This is a genomic window from Actinopolymorpha rutila, from assembly GCF_013407855.1.
In the GTDB taxonomy this organism is placed as follows: Bacteria; Actinomycetota; Actinomycetes; order Propionibacteriales; family Actinopolymorphaceae; genus Actinopolymorpha; species Actinopolymorpha rutila.
In genome coordinates this window covers 3,791,677-3,813,574 of record NZ_JACBZH010000001.1, presented here as the reverse complement: position 1 = coordinate 3,813,574, position 21,898 = coordinate 3,791,677, and the positions used below count along the sequence as shown (strand labels likewise).

Here is a 21,898-nt window from a genome sequence, read left to right as displayed (position 1 = left end):
ACCGGCACCCCGCACCCTCGCGCCGGCGCTTCGGCGCGTCCCGGCTCGTCGGAGTTCAGCGGTTGGCGGCGTAGGTGCGCACGGCGGCGGCGATGCAGTCAGCGTCGATCCCGGCCTCGTGCAGCAGCTCCTCCGGCGAACCCGAACCCGGCATCTTCCGCACCGCGAGCTTGTGCACCGGCGGGCTCTGGTCGGTCTCCGCCAGTGCTTCGAGTACGGCATCGCCGAGTCCGCCCTCGGCCCAGTGGTCCTCCACGGTGAAGATGCGACCGCACTCACGCGCCGCGGTATGAATCGTCCGAGCGTCGATCGGCTTGACGGAGTAGGCGTCGACGACGCGTGCGTCGATGCCCTCGCCCGCAAGCGTCTCTGCGGCCTCGACGGCCTCGTCGACGGTGACACCGCACGCGACGATCGCCACCGCGTTTCCTTCGCGGACGACACGCGAGCCGCCGATCCTGACCTGTTCGCCGGCGGGCGTACGCACCGTCGTCTTGCCACGCAGCGTACGCAGGAAGGAGATGCCCTCACGGTCGGCCATCGCGGCGACGAGCTGGGCGGTCTGGTTGGCGTCGGAGGGAGCCAGCACGGTCGAGCCGTGGATCGCGCGGAAGGACGCGAGGTCCTCCAGCGCCATCTGCGACGGGCCGTCCTCACCGATCGAGACGCCGGCGTGCGAGCCGGACAGTCGCAGGTTGGCACGCGAGATCGCGGCCATCCGCACGAAGTCGTACGCGCGCGAGAAGAACGCCGCGAACGACGAGGCGTACGGCACCCAGCCGCGCACCTGCAGGCCGACCGCCGCGGCGATCATCTGCTGCTCGGCGATGAACATCTCGAAGTAGCGGTTCTCGTGCGCCTCACGGAACAGCTCCGAATGCGTGGAGTTGGAGACCTCGCCGTCGAGCGCGACGACGTCGCCACGCATGGAGCCGAGAGCGGCCAGCGCCTCTCCGTACGCCTGGCGGGTCGCCACCTTCTCGCCCTCGTCCCAGGACGGCAGCTGTCCGCCGGGGGTGTCGAAGACGTGTGGCTTCGCGTCCTCCGGCCGCCGAAGCCGCACCGAGATGTCGCGTTCGCCGCCGAGTTCCTCGATGGCGGCCTCCGGGTCGTCGAGCGGCTTGCCGTGCTTGCCGGGCTGGTCCTCGACGGCCTTGACGCCCCTGCCCTTCTTGGTCCTGGCGATGATGACGGTCGGACGCCCGGAGGTGGCGAGGGCCTCGTCGTAGGCGGCCTTGACAGCGGTCACGTCATGGCCGTCGACGGTGATCGCGTGCCAGCCGAACGCCTCCGCGCGTGCCTTGTAGCGGTCGAGGTCCCAGCCGACCATCGTCTCGCGGGTCTGCCCGAGGCGGTTGACGTCGATGATCGCGGTCAGGTTGTCCAGCCCGTTGAAGGCGGCGTGTTCGAACGCCTCCCAGATGGAGCCCTCGGCCATCTCGGAGTCGCCGCACAGGCACCACACGCGGTACGGCAACCGGTCGAGCCTGCGGCCGGCCAGCGCGACGCCCACGGCGATCGGAAGGCCCTGACCGAGCGAACCGGTGGCCACGTCCGTCGGCGGGATGTTCGGTGTCGGGTGACCTTCCAGCCGGCTCCCGAACTTGCGGAACGTCAGCAGCTCGGCGTCGTCGATGACGCCGGTGGCCTTCAGCACCGAGTAGTAGAGCGGCGACGCGTGGCCCTTGGAGAAGATCAGGTGGTCGTTCGCCGGGTCCTTCAGGTCGTCGACGTTCCAGGCGAGGTAGCCGCCGTCGATCAGCACCGCCATCAGGTCGGCCGCCGACATCGACGATGTGGGGTGTCCTGATCCGGCCGCCGCCGCGGCGCGGACCGAGTCGACCCTTAGCTGCTGGCCGAGTTCGGTGAACCGGTCGCTGGCCGTCATGAAACACACCTTCCGTCGACACGACGTTTCGCATCGGCGACGCTGCCGCGGCACGCGTTCGCCGTACGAAGCAGGACCGCCAGCCTATGCCTGCTTCCTGGGACGTCCTACGCGCCGGGGAGCCGCCAGGGCTCGTCCGGGGGTCCGTTGCCCAGAAGGCCCGCCGTCAGCTCGCCCAGCCCCACCGGCAGAATCACGTCTTCCGGGGTGGGTGAAAGTTCCGCCACCGGCCACCAGCGGTGCGTCGTCAGTACGTCCTCCTCACCGGCGACCATGCCCGACGTGTTCGGGGTGAACGAGGTCGTACGGAGGAGCCAGAACTCGTCGCGCACGTCGTAGAGAACGCCGTCCGGCGCGTCCCACGACGTCTCGAAATACGCGACCGGGCTGCCGAGCTCGTCCGCTGTGACGACGAGCCCGGTCTCCTCCGCGAGCTCACGAACCGCGGCGTCGCGGGGAGCCTCGCCCGGCTCGAGGCGACCACCCGGAGTGATCCACTGCCGTCCCGGCCCCTCCGGGTTGTCCATGCCGAACAGGAGAACCCGCTCACTGTCGTCCACGACGATCACCCGCCCGCTGAGCCGGGAAGCCCTTCCGGTGTTCGTCGTGCCTGCTCCGACTGGCTCCTCCAGGCTCCTGCTCAACTGAACAGGGAGGTGACCAGCAGAGCGTCGTGGTCGGAGTAGGTCATCGGCGGGGTGGTGGCGACCGGGTTGTGGAACCAGCGGTACGTGCCGTACGCATGCTGGATTCCGGGGCTCTGCGAAGCCGCGCTGTCCCGGCGGCTCCAGAAGCCGACCGGCGCGCAGCTGGTCTGCCGGTTCATGTCGCCGGCGGCGATCACGGGCCTGCCGGTGGACGCGTAATCGGCCAGCAGCGCGCCGAACTCCGCGCACTGGCCGTCGTTCGCCGCGGAGTTCGGACCGGCGGGATCGGCGTCGCGGACGGCGAGGTGGGTGACACAGGCGGTCTGCCCGTCGACGGTGGTGGCGCAGACGCGGCGGCGCTGCTCGTTGCCGTTCTGCGCCTGGTACGGCGCGTCGTCCACCGAGGCGATCGGCCGGCGGGTGAGGACGGTGATGCCGTAGACGCCGCGGCCGGTCGGCTTCACGCACGGCAACTGTGCACCCTTGTAGATCACGGCGCCGAACGCCAGGTGGTAGCCCGTCTCGTCGGCGATGCGCTGCGAGTCCCCGCTGCACGTCTCGACCAGGGTGGCGACGTCCGGTTCGTTCGTGCGGATCTTGTCGATCGCCTCGTCGACGACGGCGGGGTAGTGCGTACCCGCGTAGCAGCCGGCGATCCCGGACAGGCAGAGATTCATCTGCAGCAGCTCGTACGACGGTGCGCGCTGCGAGGTCGTCGAGGTCGTCGTGGTCGCCGCGTTGGCGACAGGAGCGGCGACCGCGAACACCACCGCGAGCAGGAACGTCAGCCAGGCGCCCCGCCGTGCCCGCCACCTCGTCAAGATCATCGTCCTGTCCTACCAGCACCCCTCGCCTGGCGGACGATCATCTTCCTGGATCGGTCACCGCGGCGCGGCCGGCCGGTAGGTTCTGCCGGATGGACGAATGGGTGCTGGAGTCGCAGCGGCCGGTGTACGACGGCTGGCTGAAGATCGCACGCAGGACGTACGTACTCCCGGACGGGCGCCGCTCGGACTGGGACGTCCTGGCGGGAGGGCACGCGGTCGCCGTGGTGGCGCGTACGACCGACGGCCGGTTCGTCACCGCGCGGCAGTATCGCGTCGGCCCGAGCCGAACACTGCTGGAGATCCCCGGTGGCCACGTCGAGCCCGGCGAGGACGTCGTCGAGGCGGGCGTGCGGGAACTGCTGGAGGAGACGGGTTACGAGCCCGCGTCCACGACCTACCTCGGTTCCACGTGGCTGGCCGCGAACTTCCAGGTCCAGCGCCACTTCCTGGTGGCGGACGGCTGCCGCCCCGTGGCCGAACCCGACCCGGGGCCCGAGGAGTTCACCGAGGTCGTCCTGCTCGGCGAGGCGGAGTTCGTTGCGCACGTCCGTGGGGGACAGCTCACCGACCAGGACTGCGGTTACCGGGCGCTGGACCATCTCGGCATCCTCGGCGGGAAGTAGCACAAGTGCAGTGACGCCCGGGTGACACTCCGGTCAACGCCCTGTCCGGTTCCGGACGGCTCTGTTGCAAGTCCGTGTGATCTCGTTAATCTTCTCGACACGTTGCTGCAAACGTTTACCGCAACGGCTGCACTGATGACGGGACCGCAATGGGCAAAGGGTCGACCCTGCACGAGATCGCGCGAGACGCGGGCGTCTCCATCGCGACCGTGTCCCGCGTGGCGCGGGGGGTCGGCCAGGTTTCACCCGCGACTCGGCAGAGGGTGCAGGAAGCGATTGACAGGCACAACTTCCGCCCGAGCCATTTCGGTCGTGCTCTCGTCAATCGGCGACACGGCGCCCTCGGAATCGTCTTTCCGGGATTGTCCGGACCGTACTACTCCGACGTCATCAACGGTTTCGAGGAAGAGGCCGTCAATGCACAGGTGAGTGTGCACATCATGGGCACGCATTTCCTGCGCCAGTCGGTCGACATGGTTCTGGACATGGCGGATCGGGTCGACGGCATCGCGGTGATGGGTGACGTCATTCCCGAGGACGCGGTCCGCCGGCTCACCGACCGGGGCGAGCGGGTGGTGTTGCTCGCCGGCGGTCCGCTGGTCGGCGTTCCGACAGTTCGTACGGAAAACCTCGCGGCGATGGCGCGGCTCACCACGCACCTGTTGTCCGACCACGGATACGAACGGCTGGTGTTCGTCGGCAATCCCGACGGCTCCTCCGACGCGACGTACCGCTGGCAGGGTTTTCTGCAGGCACATCGGCGACTCGGTGTCGAACCACCGAGCGAACCGATCCGCGTCGGGCTCGCTCAGGCACACGGATTCATCGCCGTGAGCCGGCTGCTCGACCGAAAGGAACTCCCGGACGCGATCGTCTGTGCAAACGACGAAATCGCGCTGGGCGCCGTGGTCGCGCTCATGGATCGCGGGGTGCGGGTTCCGGAGGACCTCGCGGTGACGGGGTTCGACGACATCTCCATGGCGGGGCTCGCCGCGTCGGGCCTCACCACCGTTCATCAACCCATGCGTGAACTCGGTGCGGAGACCGCGCGTCAGCTGTTGCGGCACGTCGAGGGAGATCTCGACGTCTCGCTGGATCGTGTACTGGAAACGCAGGTCGTCATACGCGGCAGCTGCGGCTGTGGCGTGGAAAGCCCTGCCACGAAGTAGGCACGAAGCAAGACGGATTCTCGAAGCTTTTCCGTAGTACCGGATGTAGCACCGGCGGCCACTTTACTGGCCGGCCGGGTCGTGTCGGCTGCCGCGGGGCGCAGTTTGACGGAAAAAGGTGATCGGCAAGACCGGAGACTGCCCGGACCCGAGGGTTCGCCGGCATTCATGAGGAGCGGTGTACATGTTGTTGCGGAAGATACTGGTCACCGGAGCGGCTGCCTCGCTGTTGCTCCTGCCAGGCTGCGCTGGAAGCGCCAAGGACACCTCGTCCGGTGGCGGGAGCGGCGGCGGCGGGATGATCCCGCAGCTCAACCTGCCGGCGGAGGTCGACGCCTCGGTCGGGAGCCTCGTCAACTACAACCCCTACTCGGCCAAGCCGGCGACGCAGACCTGGCTGTACGAGCCGCTGATGATGCAGAACTCCCTCGACTGCAAGGTCGCTCCCTGGCTCGCGACCAGCTACTCGTGGGAGAGCGCCGACAAGCTCGTCTTCACGATCCGCAAGGGCGTGAAGTTCGCCGACGGCTCCGCATTTTCGGCGAAGGACGTCGCGTTCACCTTCAACCTCGCCAAGAAGTACCCCGCGATGGACCTCGCGGGCGTGTGGAACGACACGTTCGGCGCACACGCTACCTCGGTGACCGCCCAGGGCGACAAGGTCGTCTTCCAGTTCAGCGGGCCCGCGGCGCCGAAGTTCCCGTGGATCATCGGCCAGAAGATCCTTTCCGCGAAGCACTACGGCAATGTCGGTGACCCCACCAAGTACATCGACAAGAAGCCGAACGGGACCGGCCCCTTCAAGGTCGGCAGCTTCAACGGCCGCCAGCTGGTGCTCGTGCGGCGCAGTGACTACTGGCAGGCGAGCAAGGTGAAGGTCTCCAAGCTCGTCCTGGAGGGTCAGCCCGACGCGACCCAGGCACTGCTCCAGTTGCGCACCGGAAAGCTGGACTTCTACAGCGGTGAGATCCCCAACCCGAGGAAGGCGTTCGTTGCCTCCAACCCGAAGATCAACCACGTCTGGTACGCGCCGAACGGCGTCACCGCGCTGGCGCCGAACCTCAAGAAGGCTCCGTTCAACGACGTGAAGTTCCGCGAGGCGATGGCCTACGCGATCAACAAGCAGGACGCCACGCTCAAGGCGACCTACAACATGATGCACGTGGCCAGCCAGTCCGGGCTCGTCATGCCGCTGCGGGAGTCCATGCTCCCCACGCCGTACACCGCCGAGAACACCGTGCTCCCGTTCGACCTCACGAAGGCCGGACAGCTCCTCGACGAGGCGGGATACAAGAAGGGTGCGGGCGGTCTTCGTACCAACAAGGACGGCTCGCCACTGACCATCAAGTTCGCCGTGCAGGCGGGCTGGATCGACTACGAGGCGATGGCCGACTCGATCACCGCGTCCTTCAAGAAGCTCGGCCTGAACGTCAAGGAGATCAAGTCGCCGCCGGACTCGGTGGACCTGCAGAAGAAGACCGGCAACTTCGACATGATGGTCAACTTCGTCGGATCCGGCTGTGACTACGCCAACGGTCTCGGCGCCACCCTCGCGAGCGACCAGTTCCCGACCAAGAGCGAGGTCAAGGGCAATGTCGAGCGCTTCTCCGACCCGGCCGTCAACCAGGCCGTGAAGACCCTTCAGAGCTCCACCGACCCGGCCGCGGTCAAGACCCAGGTCGGCGTGCTGGCGAAGGCGATGATGACGCAGTACCCGGTCATGCCCATCCTCTACGCCCCGGCCCGGGGTATCTACCGGACCGACAAGGCAGTCGGCTGGCCGACGGAGAAGGACCCGTACGCCAACCCGCAGGACGCCATCCTGCTCATCATGACCCACCTCAGGCCGGCCAAGTAGTGCTCGCACGCACGAGGCTGGTGATGCGGAGGGTGAGGCGCGGATGAAGTACTTCCTACGGAAGATCGGCTTCTTCCTGCTCACACTCTGGGCCGTCGTCACGCTCAACTTCCTGATCCCCCGGCTTCAGCCGGGGGATCCGGCGGAGCTCATGGTCCAGAAGCTGGCGGGCAAGAACGCACAGCTCAACCTGGCCCAGGTCAGGGCGATGCGGGCGATGCTCGGTACCCCGCACGGTTCCCTGTGGAGCCAGTACTGGGAGTACCTGGGTCACCTGGCCCACGGGGACTTCGGTCTGTCGTACACGTACTTCCCCTACAAGGTCACCGACGTCATCGGGCAGGGACTGTGGTGGACGCTCGTCCTCGTGGCGTGCACCCAGATCCTGTCGTTCGTCGTCGGCGTGATCCTCGGCGCCTACGCGGCCTGGCGGCGCAACTCCAGGTTCGACTCGATCGTCACCCTGGGTTCGACGTTCGTAGGGACGCTCCAGCCCTTCTGGATCGCCCTGTTGCTGCTGTACGTGTTCGCGTACTCCCTGGGCTGGTTCCCCACCTCGGGTGGCTACTCGTCCTCGACCCCGGGCTGGAACCTCGCCTTCATCGACGAGGCGGTGTCGCACGCGTTCCTCCCGGCGGTCGCGTTGATGATCGTCACCCCGATCGGGTGGATCCTCGGGATGCGCAACACGATGATCATGAACCTCGGCGAGGACTACATCCGCCTGGCCAAGGCGAAGGGGCTGCCCGACCGCACCGTCGCGTTGCGGTACGCCGCGCGCAACGCGTTGCTGCCGAGCGTCACCGGGTTCGCGCTCGCGCTCGGTGGTCTGCTCGGCGGGGCGATCCTGGTGGAGACGGCGTTCGACTATCCCGGACTCGGCCGGCTGATGGGTGAAGCGGTGGCGAACAAGGACTATCCGCTGCTGCAGACCCTGATGCTCCTGACGACGACGGGCGTCCTCATCGCCAACCTCATCGCAGACCTGCTCTACGGAGTTCTCGATCCGCGGGCCAGGAGGGCCGAACGATGACAACATCGGGATTCACTCCCCCCGGCGCTCCGGACCAGGCGAAGAACATCGAGGTCGATCCCGAGGGCACGGCCAAGGAGGCCTCCGCCGAGCGGCCCGAGGCGTGGTACTCGGTCATCTGGAGCAGCAAGAAGGCCCGCGTCGGCGTCATCACGGTCGGGATCTTCATCCTGATCGCGGTGTTCGCGCCGTTGATCGCGCCGCACGATCCGACCGACTCCTCGTTCGCCCCGCTGATGGGGCCCAGCGGGACGAACTGGCTCGGCACCACCACCAACGGCCAGGACGTCGCCTCCCAGCTCATCTTCGGCACCCGGGTCTCGCTGATCGTGGGGCTGTTCGGAGGACTGCTGGCCACGGGGATCGCCCTGATCATCGGCATGATCTCCGGATATGCCGAGGGAACGTGGCTGGACGACGTGCTGACGTTCGTCACCAACGTCGCTCTCGTCATCCCGGTGCTGCCGCTGATCATCACCCTCGTCGCGTATTCCTCGACGCGCGGCGTGACCCTGATCATCTTCGTCATCGCGATCACGTCGTGGGCCGGTGCCGCCCGGGCCAAACGGGCGCAGATCATCACGTTGCGAAACCGCGACTTCGTCACCGCCGCGAAGTTCTCCGGTGAAGGAACGTTGCGGATCGTCTTCCGCGAGATCATGCCGAACATGACGTCGCTGGTCGCGGCGAGCTTCGTCGGCGCGGCGACCGGCGCCATCGGAGCCGAAGCGGGGCTCGCGGTTCTCGGTCTCGGGGACAACAACCAGGTGTCGTGGGGAACGATGCTCTACCAGAGCAACGCCCAGGGCGCGATCGCACAGGGGCTGTTCATCTGGGTCTTCGCACCCGGCCTGTTGCTGGCGATCCTCATCACCGCGATGTGCTTCGTCAACTTCGGCGTCGACCTGCTCAGCAACCCCCACCTGAGGGAGGACTGACATGCCCCTGCTCGACATGCAGAACCTGTCGGTCCGCTACGAGCCGAAGCGCAGCCAACCGTTGACGGCAGTCCAGGACGTGTCGTTCTCGATCAGGGACGGTGAGTTCGTCGGCCTGATCGGTGAGTCGGGGAGTGGCAAGACGACCCTGGGCATGGCTCTCCTGCGGTTGCTGGAACGGCCGGGACGGATCTCCGACGGGAAGATTCTCTTCAACGGCACCGACATCACCCACCTGGCGCAGGACGAGCTCCGGCCGACCCGGTGGCGGGACGTCTCCACGGTCTTCCAGTCGTCGATGAACTCCCTCAACCCGGTCACCCGCGTCGAGGCGCAGTTCCGCGACGTCATCGAATATCACACGAAGCTTCGTGGTGAGGCGGTCACCAGGCGGGTCCGCGAACTCTTCGAGATGGTCATCATCGACCCGAAGTTCGTCAACGCCTACCCGCACGAGCTTTCCGGCGGGATGAAGCAACGTGTCAACCTGGCCATGGCACTCGCGATCGAGCCGAGGTTCGTCCTGTTGGACGAGCCGACCACCGGCCTGGACGTCGTGGTCCAGCACGAGATCCTGGAGAACGTACGCCGGCTCCAACGTGAGCAGGGATTCGCGGTGCTGTTCATCAGCCACGACATCGGCACCGTCCTCAGCCTGTCGGACCGGATGCTGGTCATGTACGCCGGCCGGATCGTCGAGGAACAGAGAGCGGACTCGATCCTCCGTGATCCCGTGCACCCCTATTCCAAAGGGCTGCTGGGCTCCTACGGCGACCCGCGCGCGGAGACGGTGCAGATCACCTACGTCCCCGGGCGCCCGCCGGACCTCAGCCAGCGGCCGGTCGGGTGCAACTTCGCCCCGCGGTGTCCCGAGCGGATCGACCGCTGCGTGACCGACGACCCGCCGCTGTTCCGGATCGGCTCGGCGCGGGCCGCCTGCCACGTGGCCGCGCTGCAACGCCTCGGCGGGCACGGGGCGGAGGAGGTCGGTGAACCGACACGCACCTTCGCCGGCCCGCAGTTCGTCAAGACCTCGGAGGAGTCGAAGGCGGCTCTGCGTGGTGAGGTGCTGCTGTCGGTCGAGAACGTCTCGAAGGTGTTCGAGCGCCGGCGCGGCCTGAAGGTGCACCGGGTACAGGCCGTCCAGGACGTGTCGTTCGAGCTGCGCCGCGGTGAGGTCGCCGCGCTCGTCGGCCAGAGCGGAAGCGGAAAGTCCACTCTCGCCTCGATGATCACCGGCGTCGACACTCCCACGGCCGGGCGGATCGTCTTCCACGGTGACGGGGGAGCCCAGGAGGTGGCCGCGTTCCGCGGCAGGCACCTGCGCGACTACCGCAGCCACGTGCAGATGGTCTTCCAGGACCCGTACTCCTCGCTCAACCCGGCCAAGACGCTGGGCTACGTCCTCAGCCGGCCGCTGGCGAACTACCACGGAATCAAGGGCAAAGCGGCCCGCGAGCGGGTCCTCGAACTACTCGAGACCGTGGCCCTCAACCCGCCGGAGCGCTACATCAACCGCTTCGCGTACGAACTGTCCGGAGGTCAGCGCCAGCGGGTGGTGATCGCCCGGGCGCTCGCGGTGCAACCCGAGCTGATCGTCGCCGACGAGCCGGTCTCCAGCCTGGACGTGTCGATCCGGGCCGAGATCCTCGAGTTGCTGAACAAGCTCGTCCACGACAGCAACGTCGGCATCCTCTACATCACCCACGACCTGCTGAGCGCCCGGATGCTCTCCGACGAGGTCATCGTCCTCAACCATGGCCGGGTGGTGGAGTCCGGGCCGTCGCTGGAGGTCATCCGCAACCCCAAGGACGCCTACACGAGGCGGCTGCTGGAGGCGATCCCGTCGCCGGACACCCGGTCCGCCCCCACGAAGTAGTTCGGTCAAGCGTGGCAACTCATTCAAGCGTGGCAGCAAGGAGCAATTGACGTGACCAAGCCCATGGCCGACGCCCGTGCCGACTGGGAGGCGCGGATCGCCACCCGTTCGGACAGCAGTCGTGCGACCGAGCCTCCCCAGCTGCCTCCGCCCGCAGGGCTGGTGGCCGAGCCGGGCATCGGCCAGGTGACCCTGCGCTGGCAGCCCGTCGAAGGAGCCGTCGGCTACCTCGTACACCGCGCCGACACGGCGGAGGGTCCGTTCAGTCCGGTCGACCACCTGGGCGGCGACGTGCTCTCCGTGCCCGACACGTGGTACGTCGACACCACCGGTGAACCCGGCCGGACCTACCACTACGCGGTCGCGTCGGTTCCGGAGGTCACCACGGCCGGTGAGCTCGGCGCCGGAATCGCTGCCTCCTCCGAGGTGCCGGGCGGCGCGGGGCCCACGGTCACGCTGGCCACCGACGTAGCTGCCGGCGGATTCCCGCTGCACAGGCCGTGGCAGCCGATGATCGGCAGCGAGCGGCTCAGCCAGCTGCTGTGCACCGACACCTCCGGTGGCCGGGAGATCGGCACCGAGCTGTTCGCCGCCCTGCGCCGGGTGGCCGAGGAGATCGGGGTGACGTCGGTTCGCGCGCACGCCATCCTGCACGACGACCTGGGCGTCTACCGCGAGGTCGACGGTGAGCCGGTGTACGACTTCTCCGAGGTCGACGAGGTCTACGACGCGATCCTGGGGATCGGCCTGCGTCCGGTGGTGGAGATCGGCTTCATGCCCCGCGACCTGGCGAGCGACCCGGACAAGACGGTGTTCGAGTACGGCGCCATCATCTCCCCGCCGAAGGACTGGCAGCGCTGGGGTGACCTGGTGCACGCCCTCACGAACCACCTGGTCGACCGGTACGGCATCGACGAGGTCCGCCGGTGGGAGTTCGAGGTGTGGAACGAAGCCAACCTCGAGGTCTTCTGGTCCGGTACCCGGCAGGAGTGGATGCACCTGTACGACGTGACGGCGTTCGCCGTGAAGGCCGTCGACCCGCAGCTTGTGGTCGGTGGACCCTCCTCGGCAGCCGCGGGCTGGGTGGACGAACTCCTGGCACACGTCGCCGAGTCCGGCGCGCCGCTGGACTTCGTCTCGACCCACACCTACGGCAGCCCGCCGCTCGACCTGCGCCCGACGCTGGCGCGGTTCGGCCGATCGGACGCGAAGATCCTCTGGACCGAGTGGGGCGTCACACCGACCCACTTCAACCCGGTGAACGACTCGGCGTCGTCGGCGATGTTCCTGCTGCAGGGGATGCGCTCGTCCGCCGGACGGCTGGACGCGCTGTCGTACTGGGTCGCCTCGGACCACTTCGAGGAGCTCGGCAGGCCGCCCCGGTTGCTGCACGGCGGCTTCGGACTGCTCACGGTCGGCGGCCTCGCGAAGTCCCGCTACCACGCGCTGCACCTGCTGTCCCGGCTCGGCGACACCGAACTTCCCGCCACGGTGGACGGCGACGGTGCCGGCGGCCTGGTGCAGAGCTGGGTCAGCCGGCGGGCCGACGGCTCGGTGGTGGTCCTGGTGTGGAACCACACCCTGGACCAGTCCAAGGCAAACGGCGGCGCCGGGCTCGACCGACGGGTCCGGCTGGAGTTGTCCGGACTCGACAGCGGGGCCGGTGCCAACGGCGTACGTCCGGCCACCCTGACCCGGCTGGACCGCGAGCACGGCGACATCTCGGTGCAGGCCGAACGGCTCGGCGTACAGGACTGGCCCACGGACACCCAGTGGGGGCAGCTCGCCGCGGTCGACACGCTGACACCGGAGAAGGTGGCCGGGCATTTCGAGGACGGCGTACTGGTGCTCGAGTTCGACCTGCCGCAGCCCGGCGCTGCCCTGATCGAGGTGTGAGATGGCTGACCTGACTGACGGGACGGCAGTGGAGAGCGTCCGGCTGAGCCGGCGCAGGTTGCTGGTGAACGGCAAACCCGAGCTGGTGTTCGCCGGCGAGGTGCACTACTTCCGGCTGCACCGCCGCGACTGGGCCGACCGCCTGGACCGGCTGACGGAGGCCGGTTGCACGGCGGTGGCGAGCTACATGCCGTGGCTGGTGCACGAACGCCCCGACGGTGACATCGACCTGCGCGGGCACACCAGCGAATACCGTGACCTGGTTGGCTTTCTGGACCTGGCGGCCGAGCGTGGTCTGCTGGTGATCGCCCGGCCCGGCCCGTTCGTGATGGCCGAGCTGAAGAACGAGGGCATTCCGTACCGCGTCTACCGCGAGCACCCGGAGATCCTTCCGTTCGGCTGGGACGGCAGGCCCGGCACGACCCGGACGGTCGACTATCTCGCGGCCGGGTTCCTCGCGGAGGTCGATCGCTGGTACGCCGAGATCATGCCGATCCTCGCCGAACGCCAGGTGAGCCGTGGCGGCCCGGTCGCCGCGGTCCAGCTGGACAACGAGATCGGCATGCTGTCCTGGGTCAGCAACACCCCGGAGCTCACCGACCAGACGCTGTCGGACTTCGCCGTCTGGTCGGTGAAGCACTGGGGGAGCGACGGGGTCCGGACCCGCTACGGACTGGACCCGGGCGACGAGCGGGCATGGCGAGACGGTGTGCGCTCGCCGGCACCGGGTTCGCTCGCTCTGCACCACGACCTGTCGGAATACCACCGCGACCGCTACGACCGCTACGTCACGCACCTGCGCGCGGGTGCGGAGTCGCACGGTCTCACCGACGTACCGTTCCTGATCAACATCCACGGCACCGGCGGCGGGCGTGGCCGGACGTACCCGATCGGGATCAGTCAGCTATACCCCTCCTACCGGGGCAAGCCGGGGTTGACGTCCGGGTCGGACCACTACCTCGGCGACCTGACCGTGGAGAACGTCGCCGACCTCTACGTCATGAACGCCTTCATGGCGGCCGTGCACGACGAGGACCAGCCGCTGACCTCGCTGGAGTTCGAGGCCGGGCTCGGCGACTACGGCGAGGATCTCAGCCGGCAGGTTCCGCCGGAGGCGCTGGCGCTGAAGACCCGGCTGTGTGTCGCCCAGGCCAACCGGCTGGTCAACTACTACCTCTTCGCCGGCGGCCACAACCCGCCGCTGGAGGAGTCCGTCGGGGACGGCAACGACCGGATCGCGTTCACCGGTGAGCGGCACGGGTTCACCGCGCCGATCGGGCCGGAGGGCGTGCCCAACGCGTCGTACCCGGTGCTGCGCGAGACCGTGACCGCGGTGCGCGGAGCCGCTCACCTGCTCGCCGACATGGACGAGGAGTACGACGGCCTGGCGCTCGGGTTCGTGCCCGATCACTACCTCACGGAGTACTGCCACCCCGGCGACGACGCCCGCCGGGAAGTCGTCGCCGAACTGGAGCACTTCCGCGGCATGGGTTCGCGGGACGTCGTCGCCCGGGCGATGCTGCTGGCGGGTTTCTCCTTCCCCGCCGTCGACCTGCAAGCCGACCTTGACACCGATCCCGCCGCCGGCCGGGCGATCGTGCTGGCGAGCGCGTCGACGCTCGCCGCCTCCGTCCAGCAGCGGCTCGCGGACTTCGTGCTCGCGGGTGGGCGTCTGCTACTGGCCGGAATGCTGCCGAGCCGCGACACCGACGGGACCGCCTGCACGATCCTCGGCGACGCGCTCGGCGTGACCGGGGGTGAGATCGTCACCGGGAACGAACGCGTGTTTCCCTCCGTCCTCGCCCAGGCCTGGACCACGGCGCACGCGGAGGTCCGGGTCGGCGTCATGCAGCACCTGGCGCCACAGGGCGACGCCGAGGTGTTCACCCGCGACGTCGCGACCGGCAACCCTGTCGCGGTGGAGGTGCGCCCGGGTCGCGGGCACGCGTTGGTGCTGGCCTGCGACTACACCTGCGACCTGGATTTCTGGACCGCGCTGCTGGCGCGCCTTGGTGTCAGGCCGCGGTACACCCACGACGCGACCGCACCCGGGATCGCGGTGACGTCCACCGTGGACGAACACGACCAGCGTCTGCTGCACCTGATCAACGTCGGGCCGGTGGACCAGGAGATCGTCGTACGCGACGGGACGGGCCCGCTGTTCGACGGCGCGCGGGTTCACCTTCCGGCCCGCTCCGGGCGGATGCTGCCGCTGAACGTACGCACCGACGACGGCGTCCTGGCCTGGTCCACCTGCGAACTCGCCGGCGTCAGGGACGGCGCCCTGCTGGTCCGGCGTACCGGCGCCGGCGACGCGGTCCGGTTCCACGGCAAGGATCCCCACACCTGGCCGGACGCTCCGAAGGCAGCAGGACAGGTCGTCGCGCTGGGTTAACTCCTACAGTGGGCGGGTGATCATCGTCGAGGAGTACGACCCCGCCTGGCCCGAGCGCTTCCGGGCGCTGCGGGACGAGTACGAAGCCGCGATGGCGGCGGCCGGGGTTCCGTTCGTCGCCATCGAGCACGTCGGCAGCACGTCGGTGCCCGGACTCGCGGCCAAGCCGGTCATCGACTGCGACATCGTCGTCGACGAGGCGCATGTCGCGGCGGCGAGCGAGGTCCTGGTGTCGCTGGGGTTCGTGCCGCTGGGGGAGCTGGGGATCCCGCAGCGGTGGGCGTTCAGGACCCCGGATCGACTGACCGGCACCCACACCTACGTGATCGTGGACGGCTGCCTGTCCCTGCGCAACCACCTGGCCCTGCGCGACGTGCTCCGGTCGGACGCGGCGCTGCGGGAGGAGTACTCCGCGGTCAAGCGGCAGGCCGGTGCGCTCGCCGCCGACATCGACGAGTACGGCCGGCTGAAGACCGACATGGTGCAGAGGATCCTGGCGGCGGCGGGGCTGACCGATGCGGAGCGGGCATCCATCGCCGGCAACCAGGTTCCGTCCCACGAGGAGCTACCCCGGTGACAGGAGTTCGCCGGCCAGGACTCCACGTCGCGAGTCGCTGCTAGCCTGCCGGGCATGGAGCCTGGACACCACGACGACGCCGGACTCACCGCCGCGGACCGCGGCCACCTGCGGCGCTGCGTCGACCTCGCGCGGGAGGCACTGGACGACGGTGACGAGCCGTTCGGTTCCGTGCTCGTCGACGATCAGGGAACCGTTCGGTTCGCCGACCGCAACCGCGTCAAGGACGGCGACGAAACCCGCCATCCGGAGTTCGAGATCGCCCGGTGGGCGGCGTCGAACCTCTCACCCGCGCAGCGGCGCGACAGTGTGGTCTACACCTCCGGCGAGCACTGCCCGATGTGCAGCGCCGCCCATGCCTGGGTGGGCCTGGGCCGGATCGTCTACGCCACGAGTTCGGAGCAACTGGTCGGCTGGCGAAAGAGTTGGGGTGCGGCGCCGGCACCCGTCGCGCCGCTGCCGATCACCACCGTCGCGCCGGGAATCCAGGTCGCCGGCCCCGATCCCGAACTCGCCGACGAGGTGCGCGGCCTGCACGCCCGGCTGCTGGGCGTGGCGGACAAGTAGGTTCCGGCGCGCTCCGCCCGGAGGACCCGTCGGGCGGCACATCTCGGTTTCGGCACGCGGTGCTAACGGTCCGGGAAAGCTCGGTTCCGTCGCCCGGCACACCTCTTGACGGTCGCCTGCCGCACGCTCATCCTCGCGGGCAGGTGGGGCCGCCGCTGAGTGGCGTGCGCGGCCCCGAGGGGGTGTGCGAGATGACAACCGATCCCACCGCCACCGGCGCTCGTCAGCTGGTACGGCGTACCGATCTCTACCTTCGGCTCGGAATGGTCCTGCTGGTGTTGCTGCTGGCAGCCGCCATCACCCTGGAGTGGCTGCGGTACGGCTCGCTGCTGGACTCGGTCAGCGCCTACTACTACACGCCCGCGCACGCGGTGTTCATCGCCTGCCTGTGTTCGCTGGGCTCGTGCCTGATCATCTATCCCGGACGCACCGGGTTCGAGGACGTGACGCTGAACGCGGCGGGTTTCCTGGCGTTCCTGGTGGCGTTCGTACCCACCAGCCGCGGCGAGGCCGAGTGTGATCCGCACCGCGCCTTCTGCGACATCCCGTCCTCGACGATCGCGGCGAACGTGGCGGCGGTGCTGTTCGTCGGCGGTCTGGGCCTGGTGGTCGCCTACCTCGCACCGATCCTGGGTACGACGCGTGGGGTCCTGGCGCACGCGGGTGACCGGCACGCGAGGATCGCGCTCCACGTGCTCACGATCGGGTACGTGCTGTTGGTGGTCTGCTTCCTCGCTGAGCGGGCCACCTTCCTGCGGATGGGGCACGGCTGGTCCGCCCTGGTGTTGTTCGTGGGGCTGATCATCGTCATCGTCAACTCGGGCTTGCATCTTGGTCGTCAAGGAGGGAAGCGCGTCTGGTACTGGGGGATCCTCGCGCTCGCGCTGCTCGCCATGGCGACCGTCTGGATCGCAGGGAAGCGGGGCGCCATGGAGCACTGGGTCTTCGTGGAGGAGTCCATCGTGATCGCCGGGTTCACGTTCTACTGGATCACGCAGAAGGTCGCGGAGGTCTGGGCCGAACCCGATCCCGAACCGGAGACCGAGGCCGGCGATCGGGTCCTCACGTCACGCCCGCCTCGTCGGCATGACATCCTCGGCGGGTGACAGGCAGGGGCCTCCTTGTGGCAGGTACGACGTCCGACGCGGGCAAGACCGTCGTCACCACGGCTCTGTGCCGGGCGTTGCGCCGGCGGGGTTACCAGGTAGCGCCGTTCAAGGCGCAGAACATGTCCAACAACTCGATGGTCACCGCCGGGGGCGCGGAGATCGGCCGCGCTCAGTGGGTGCAGGCGGTGGCCGCCGGCGCCGAGCCGGAGGCGGCCATGAACCCCGTACTCCTCAAGCCCGGCAGTGATCTGCGGAGCCACGTGGTGGTGATGGGCCAGCCGTACGGCACTCTGGACGCGTCGGACTTCCTCGGTGGGAGAGGTGCGCTGGCCCGGGCTGCCTTCGACGCGTTCGACGACCTGCGGACGCGCTACGACGTCGTGGTGTGCGAGGGCGCCGGCAGCCCGGCGGAGATCAACCTGCGCCGGTTCGACTACGTGAACATGGGGCTCGCCCGGCACGGCCGCGTCCCGACGATCCTGGTGGGCGACATCGACCGGGGCGGGGTGTTCGCGTCGATGTACGGCACCTTGGCTCTGCTGGAGCCGGACGACCAGGCGCTGATGTGCGGGTTCGTGGTGAACAAGTTCCGCGGCGACGTCGGACTGCTGCGGCCAGGGCTGGACAGCCTGGAGGAGCTGACCGGGCGACCGGTGCTCGGCGTACTGCCCTGGCAGCAGGGACTGTGGCTGGACTCCGAGGACGCCCTCGCGCTGGAGTCCCGCCCTCGTCCGGACGTCACGGCCGCTGGTCAGCGGTTGCGGGTCGCGGTGGTGATCCTGCCGCGGATCAGCAACTTCACCGACGTCGACGCGTTGTGCCTGGAGCCCGGCCTGGACGTGGAGTTCGTGCACGACGCGCGAGGGATGGGTTCGCCGGACGTCGTGGTGCTCCCGGGCACGCGGGCCACGCTCTCCGACCTGGCCTGGCTGCGGCAGCGAGGGCTGGCCGAGGCGATCGTCGCCCATGCCGCCCGCGGTGGGGTGGTGCTGGGCATCTGCGGAGGATTCCAGATGCTCGGCCGCGAGGTGCGCGACCCCGACGGCGTCGAGGGGCCGGCCGGTGCGTGTGCCGAAGGGCTCGGCCTGCTCGACGTACGTACCGACTTCAGGCCCGACAAGGTGCTCCGGTCGCCGACCGGCGAGGCGCTCGGCGCACCGACCGGCGGTTACGAGATCCACCATGGCCGGGTCCTGCTCGGCGCCGACGAACCGTTCCTCGGCGGTGCTCGCCGCGGCTCGGTGTTCGGGACCATGTGGCACGGCAGCCTGGAAGGGGACGCGTTCCGCCGTGCCTGGCTGAGTGAGGTCGCGTCCGTGCTCGGCCTGGAGGTTGTGCCGGGGGAGGTCAGCTTCACCGCGGCGCGCGAACGACGAATCGACGACCTCGCCGACGCTGTGGAGGAACACCTCGACCTGGACGCCATCGTGCGGCTGGTCGAGGACGGATCGCCCGCGAACCTTCCGGTGGTGAAGGGTTCGCTGGCATGACGACCCCGGCCGCACCGGTGCCAGGCGCACCGCAAGATGTCCTTGACAAGCTGGGATTGACAGGTGCGGAAGTCCAGGCGATCCCGGCCAACCACGGCGCGGACGGCAACGCGAACTGGCACGTGTGGCCGCGATCGGGGGAGCGTTGTGTCCTTCGTCGCTATCACGCCGGAGCGACCGCTGAGGATCTGCGCTACGAGAACACGATCCTGACGTTTCTGGCTGGGCAGGGCTGGTGCGTCTCGGAGCCGTTGGGCTCGCCGGTCGAACATGACGGTCGCTGGTACTGCCTCACCCGATACGTTCCGGGGCGAGCCCGGGCGCAGGAAACTCCGCAACAGCAGCGCCAACGAGGCGCCGACCTGGCCCGGCTCCACGTCGCGTTGCGACCACTCGGCGAGCGTCTCGGGCAACGAGTCGGGTGGCGACCACTGAACCCTGGGCTCCCGGTCATGACCCCGGTCGACTGGGACGCCGGACTCGACGAGATCTCCGCCCGGCATCCGCGGCTGGCCGAGTGGGCGAAGGTGGCTGCCACTTCGGTCACTGACGAACTCGCCGCACTCGGCACGGCGGAACTGCCGACCACCGTGATCCACGGGGACTTCCTGGCCGAGCAGAACGTGCACTACGACGGGGACCGGTTCGTCGGCGTCATCGACTTCGCGGTCGCCCACCTGGGCAGCCGGCCGTACGAACTCGTCAGTGCGCGTTGCTACCGGGCACCGACGCTCCTCCCCGGCTATGTGGACGAGGCGCGTCGCCAGGGGTGGCCGTTGAGTGACGCGGAAGAAGCGGCACTCGCCCCACTCCGGCGCGCCTTCCGGCTTGTCCTGGTGGCCTGGCATCTCCTCGGCGGGATGGGAACCGGGCAGTTCGACGCTGCCGCCATCGATTCCTGCCTGGCCGGCACCGGAATCGACCCGTCGGGAGCCGCGACCGCGCTCCGGTGAACTCGCCGGTGACCGGTCCTCAGAACGGTGGCAGGTCATCTGCGGCCGGCTTCGTTGTCGCGGTGGGCACGGGCTCGTCGCCGGCTGGTGCAGGGTCGGTGAGGGTGGGTGCTCCGCTTCGGTGGTGCCGGCCGTAGGGGTCGGTGAGGGCGTGTTCGCCGGGGCCGGTCTGTTGGAGTTTCCAGTCCCTCTCGGTCTTGGCCTTGTGGTGCCGGGGGCACAGGGGTGCGATGTTGTCCACGGCGGTTTCCCCGCCGTCGGCGTGTTCGGTGTTGTGGTCGAGGTGGCAGGTTGCTGCGGGTCTGCGGCAGGTGGTCCATACGCAGCGCTGGTCGCGGGCGTGTACGAGTTCTGCCTGTAGTCCGCGCAGGAACCTGGCCGGGATGGGATGCAGGTGGAGTAGGCGTCCGGTGACCGGGTGGGTGACTCCGACGGTGAAGCGGGCTTCGGGGTTGGTGAGGTTGTTCGCGACCAGCCTTGCGGCGACTTCGGTGATGACGGGCCCGAACCCGCCGAGTTCACCGGGCTGGGTGGACAGTCCCATCAGGGTGGTGAGCGGGATGTTCAGCTGGATCTTCGCCCGCGTTCGTATCCCGCCCCAGCTCGGCTGCGAGGAAGACAGGGCGGCGAAGGTTGCGGCCGTGTTGTCCCGCCCGGTGGTGGGTCGGTCACCTCGTCGGGTGGTGGGTCGGTCGGCTCGTCGGGTGGTGGGTCGGTCGGCTCGTCGGGTCGCCGATTCTGCTGCGGGATCTGCCCCGCGGCAGGGTGACCTTTGTTGGGGGTTGCGGCGTGGGCGGCAGCGTCGTGGGCGGCGGTGTCGTGGGCGGTGGAGCAGTGGCAGGGGGTGTAGTGGGGCGTGGTGTTTCCGGTCCCGGCGGGAGCGCAGTCGCTGCAGTCACAGTCTGCGCTGTGCAGGTCGTGGTCGGGGTACCGGTGCACGGCGCAGGGGCCCTGCTCGCCGTGATCCTGACCCTGCTCGGTTTCACCCCGTGCCTGCTCGTCCGGTTCCCGCTCGGACTCACCTTCGGCTCGCTCGCTTTCGTCCTGGTCGTCCTGCTCGGTCAGCTCCTGCTCATTGTGGTTGGCGGTGGCGGTGGAGACGGAGCAGTCGGTGATGTGGGCGGTGCCTGTGAGCAGGGCGGCGGCGACGTCGGCGCGGAGTTGGCTGAGGGTGCGGGAGTCGCCGGTGGACTTGACCGCGCGGGCGATGGCGTCGATGTAGCCGTACGCTTCGGCGGCCTGGTCGGCGGACAGTCCGCGGATGGCGAGGTCGGCGACTCCGTCGACGGCGGGCCACATCGCCACGTTCCGCCCGGTCCGCGCGGCCCGATGCCGCTTCAATGCTGCGTCGGGGTCGGCTTTGAGGACCTCTGCCTCGACCTTCGCCCGCAGTAGCCCTCCGCGCACGTCGAGCACCTTGGGGAAGATGGCGTCCTCGATGCCACCCCACAGGTCGGGTTTGGCGTCGGTGATCCGGTCGACGATGGTGCGGACCTCGTTGAGCTCCAGCCCGCCGGTCGCGAGTGCCTCACGTACCCGCGGAAGCCGGGGCAGGGTGCCGGCCAAAGACACGTACTGGTGCGCCCGGTAGCCGGTCCACCCCAGCAACGGCTCCAACACCTCCGGGGTCATCGGGTCCGGCGTGACGGTCCGCCCGGCCGGCTCATCACGCATGCCGGGCTCCGCGTAGGTCAGCTCGTTCACCGCCGCCAGACACTCAGCATCCAACCAGCAGATCAACCGCCGCTGGGCCTTGATCAGCTCCTCCAGCTCCCACCCGTTGCACTCACGGACGTCGACCGAAGCCACCGCCGCCGCCAACTCCGGCCCGCCCGGCAGATCAGCGAACCCAGCAGGCAGCACCCGACGACCCCCAGGCTGTTCGCCCAGGTGGTCGCCGAAGCACTCACCGCCGTCGCTCATGCGTTCGATTTTACCGAACAAGATCCACTACTGCTCGCGGGAAACCCCTTACCCACAAGAAGATTGGACGTCAACCGGAGCTTGCGACGACGTCGGCCAAGTAGTACCGCTCGTACGATCAACTTC

General features: G+C 68.8%; 18 protein-coding genes. 13 read left to right on the top strand and 5 right to left on the bottom strand.

What is annotated here, in order from left to right; genetic code table 11:
• Positions 1-55: 55 nt before the first annotated feature.
• The 3 genes from F4554_RS17075 to F4554_RS17065 form a co-directional block, all read right to left on the bottom strand.
• Positions 56-1,888, bottom strand: coding sequence for a transketolase (locus F4554_RS17075; RefSeq protein WP_179788420.1), 1,833 nt, complete (start codon positions 1,886-1,888; stop codon positions 56-58).
• Between the two features lie 107 nt (positions 1,889-1,995).
• Entirely contained in the window at positions 1,996-2,448 is a 453-nt protein-coding gene (locus tag F4554_RS17070; protein ID WP_179788418.1) for an NUDIX domain-containing protein, read from the bottom strand.
• An 80-nt stretch (positions 2,449-2,528) separates the two neighbouring features.
• Positions 2,529-3,362 carry an endonuclease/exonuclease/phosphatase family protein gene (locus tag F4554_RS17065; protein WP_179788417.1) on the bottom strand — a complete coding sequence of 278 codons (834 nt, stop codon included), beginning with the start codon at positions 3,360-3,362 and terminating at the stop codon, positions 2,529-2,531.
• Between the two features lie 89 nt (positions 3,363-3,451).
• On the opposite strand from F4554_RS17065, the gene F4554_RS17060 reads away from it, so the two are divergent.
• From F4554_RS17060 to F4554_RS17000, 13 genes are all read left to right on the top strand, one after another.
• Complete coding sequence (locus tag F4554_RS17060) at positions 3,452-3,985, top strand: NUDIX hydrolase (protein WP_179788415.1); 534 nt, start codon at positions 3,452-3,454, stop codon at positions 3,983-3,985.
• Positions 3,986-4,134: 149 nt separating this feature from the next.
• Positions 4,135-5,154 carry a LacI family DNA-binding transcriptional regulator gene (locus tag F4554_RS17055; RefSeq protein ID WP_179788413.1) on the top strand — a complete coding sequence of 340 codons (1,020 nt, stop codon included), beginning with the start codon at positions 4,135-4,137 and terminating at the stop codon, positions 5,152-5,154.
• A gap of 184 nt (positions 5,155-5,338) precedes the next feature.
• Complete coding sequence (locus F4554_RS17050) at positions 5,339-7,012, top strand: ABC transporter substrate-binding protein (RefSeq protein WP_179788411.1); 1,674 nt, start codon at positions 5,339-5,341, stop codon at positions 7,010-7,012.
• Positions 7,013-7,055: 43 nt separating this feature from the next.
• A complete protein-coding gene (locus F4554_RS17045; protein ID WP_179788410.1) occupies positions 7,056-8,045 on the top strand; it encodes an ABC transporter permease in 990 nt (329 codons plus the stop codon).
• Positions 8,042-8,983, top strand: coding sequence for an ABC transporter permease (locus tag F4554_RS17040; RefSeq protein ID WP_179788408.1), 942 nt, complete (start codon positions 8,042-8,044; stop codon positions 8,981-8,983). Before F4554_RS17045 ends, F4554_RS17040 begins: the two co-directional genes overlap by 4 nt.
• A 1-nt stretch (position 8,984) precedes the next feature.
• Complete coding sequence (locus F4554_RS17035; RefSeq protein WP_179788406.1) at positions 8,985-10,862, top strand: ABC transporter ATP-binding protein; 1,878 nt, start codon at positions 8,985-8,987, stop codon at positions 10,860-10,862.
• Between the two features lie 51 nt (positions 10,863-10,913).
• A complete protein-coding gene (locus F4554_RS17030; RefSeq protein WP_337796082.1) occupies positions 10,914-12,758 on the top strand; it encodes a GH39 family glycosyl hydrolase in 1,845 nt (614 codons plus the stop codon).
• 1 nt (position 12,759) lies between these two features.
• Positions 12,760-15,153: a beta-galactosidase gene (locus F4554_RS17025; RefSeq protein WP_202889321.1), complete on the top strand. Its 2,394-nt coding sequence runs from the start codon at positions 12,760-12,762 to the stop codon at positions 15,151-15,153.
• 16 nt (positions 15,154-15,169) lie between these two features.
• The gene (locus F4554_RS17020; protein WP_179788404.1) at positions 15,170-15,730 is read left to right on the top strand and encodes a GrpB family protein; all 561 of its coding nucleotides are present in this window, start codon (positions 15,170-15,172) and stop codon (positions 15,728-15,730) included.
• A gap of 54 nt (positions 15,731-15,784) precedes the next feature.
• Entirely contained in the window at positions 15,785-16,297 is a 513-nt protein-coding gene (locus F4554_RS17015; RefSeq protein WP_179788403.1) for a nucleoside deaminase, read from the top strand.
• A gap of 191 nt (positions 16,298-16,488) precedes the next feature.
• The gene (locus F4554_RS17010) at positions 16,489-17,403 is read left to right on the top strand and encodes a hypothetical protein (protein WP_179788401.1); all 915 of its coding nucleotides are present in this window, start codon (positions 16,489-16,491) and stop codon (positions 17,401-17,403) included.
• Positions 17,400-18,896 carry a cobyric acid synthase gene (locus F4554_RS17005; protein ID WP_179788399.1) on the top strand — a complete coding sequence of 499 codons (1,497 nt, stop codon included), beginning with the start codon at positions 17,400-17,402 and terminating at the stop codon, positions 18,894-18,896. The genes F4554_RS17010 and F4554_RS17005 overlap by 4 nt, the downstream gene beginning before the upstream one ends.
• Entirely contained in the window at positions 18,893-19,849 is a 957-nt protein-coding gene (locus F4554_RS17000; protein WP_179788397.1) for a phosphotransferase enzyme family protein, read from the top strand. Before F4554_RS17005 ends, F4554_RS17000 begins: the two co-directional genes overlap by 4 nt.
• Before the next feature lie 19 nt (positions 19,850-19,868).
• Here the strand turns inward: F4554_RS17000 and F4554_RS16995 are convergent, their stop codons facing one another.
• Positions 19,869-20,393, bottom strand: coding sequence for an HNH endonuclease signature motif containing protein (locus tag F4554_RS16995; protein ID WP_179788388.1), 525 nt, complete (start codon positions 20,391-20,393; stop codon positions 19,869-19,871).
• Positions 20,394-20,413: 20 nt separating this feature from the next.
• A complete protein-coding gene (locus F4554_RS16990; protein WP_179788386.1) occupies positions 20,414-21,772 on the bottom strand; it encodes a 13E12 repeat family protein in 1,359 nt (452 codons plus the stop codon).
• Between the last annotated feature and the right edge of the window lie 126 nt (positions 21,773-21,898).

Bases quoted from the DNA above. Each gene is read 5' to 3' on its own strand.
- F4554_RS17075 (WP_179788420.1), bottom strand. From the start codon at position 1,888: ATGACGGCCAGCGACCGGTTCACCGAACTCGGCCAGCAGCTAAGGGTC.
- F4554_RS17065 (WP_179788417.1), bottom strand. From the start codon at position 3,362: ATGATCTTGACGAGGTGGCGGGCACGGCGGGGCGCCTGGCTGACGTTC.
- F4554_RS17060 (WP_179788415.1), top strand. From the start codon at position 3,452: ATGGACGAATGGGTGCTGGAGTCGCAGCGGCCGGTGTACGACGGCTGG.
- F4554_RS17055 (WP_179788413.1), top strand. From the start codon at position 4,135: ATGGGCAAAGGGTCGACCCTGCACGAGATCGCGCGAGACGCGGGCGTC.
- F4554_RS17050 (WP_179788411.1), top strand. From the start codon at position 5,339: ATGTTGTTGCGGAAGATACTGGTCACCGGAGCGGCTGCCTCGCTGTTG.
- F4554_RS17045 (WP_179788410.1), top strand. From the start codon at position 7,056: ATGAAGTACTTCCTACGGAAGATCGGCTTCTTCCTGCTCACACTCTGG.
- F4554_RS17040 (WP_179788408.1), top strand. From the start codon at position 8,042: ATGACAACATCGGGATTCACTCCCCCCGGCGCTCCGGACCAGGCGAAG.
- F4554_RS17035 (WP_179788406.1), top strand. From the start codon at position 8,985: ATGCCCCTGCTCGACATGCAGAACCTGTCGGTCCGCTACGAGCCGAAG.
- F4554_RS17025 (WP_202889321.1), top strand. From the start codon at position 12,760: ATGGCTGACCTGACTGACGGGACGGCAGTGGAGAGCGTCCGGCTGAGC.
- F4554_RS17015 (WP_179788403.1), top strand. From the start codon at position 15,785: ATGGAGCCTGGACACCACGACGACGCCGGACTCACCGCCGCGGACCGC.
- F4554_RS17010 (WP_179788401.1), top strand. From the start codon at position 16,489: ATGACAACCGATCCCACCGCCACCGGCGCTCGTCAGCTGGTACGGCGT.
- F4554_RS17000 (WP_179788397.1), top strand. From the start codon at position 18,893: ATGACGACCCCGGCCGCACCGGTGCCAGGCGCACCGCAAGATGTCCTT.
- F4554_RS16995 (WP_179788388.1), bottom strand. From the start codon at position 20,393: ATGGGACTGTCCACCCAGCCCGGTGAACTCGGCGGGTTCGGGCCCGTC.
- F4554_RS16990 (WP_179788386.1), bottom strand. From the start codon at position 21,772: ATGAGCGACGGCGGTGAGTGCTTCGGCGACCACCTGGGCGAACAGCCT.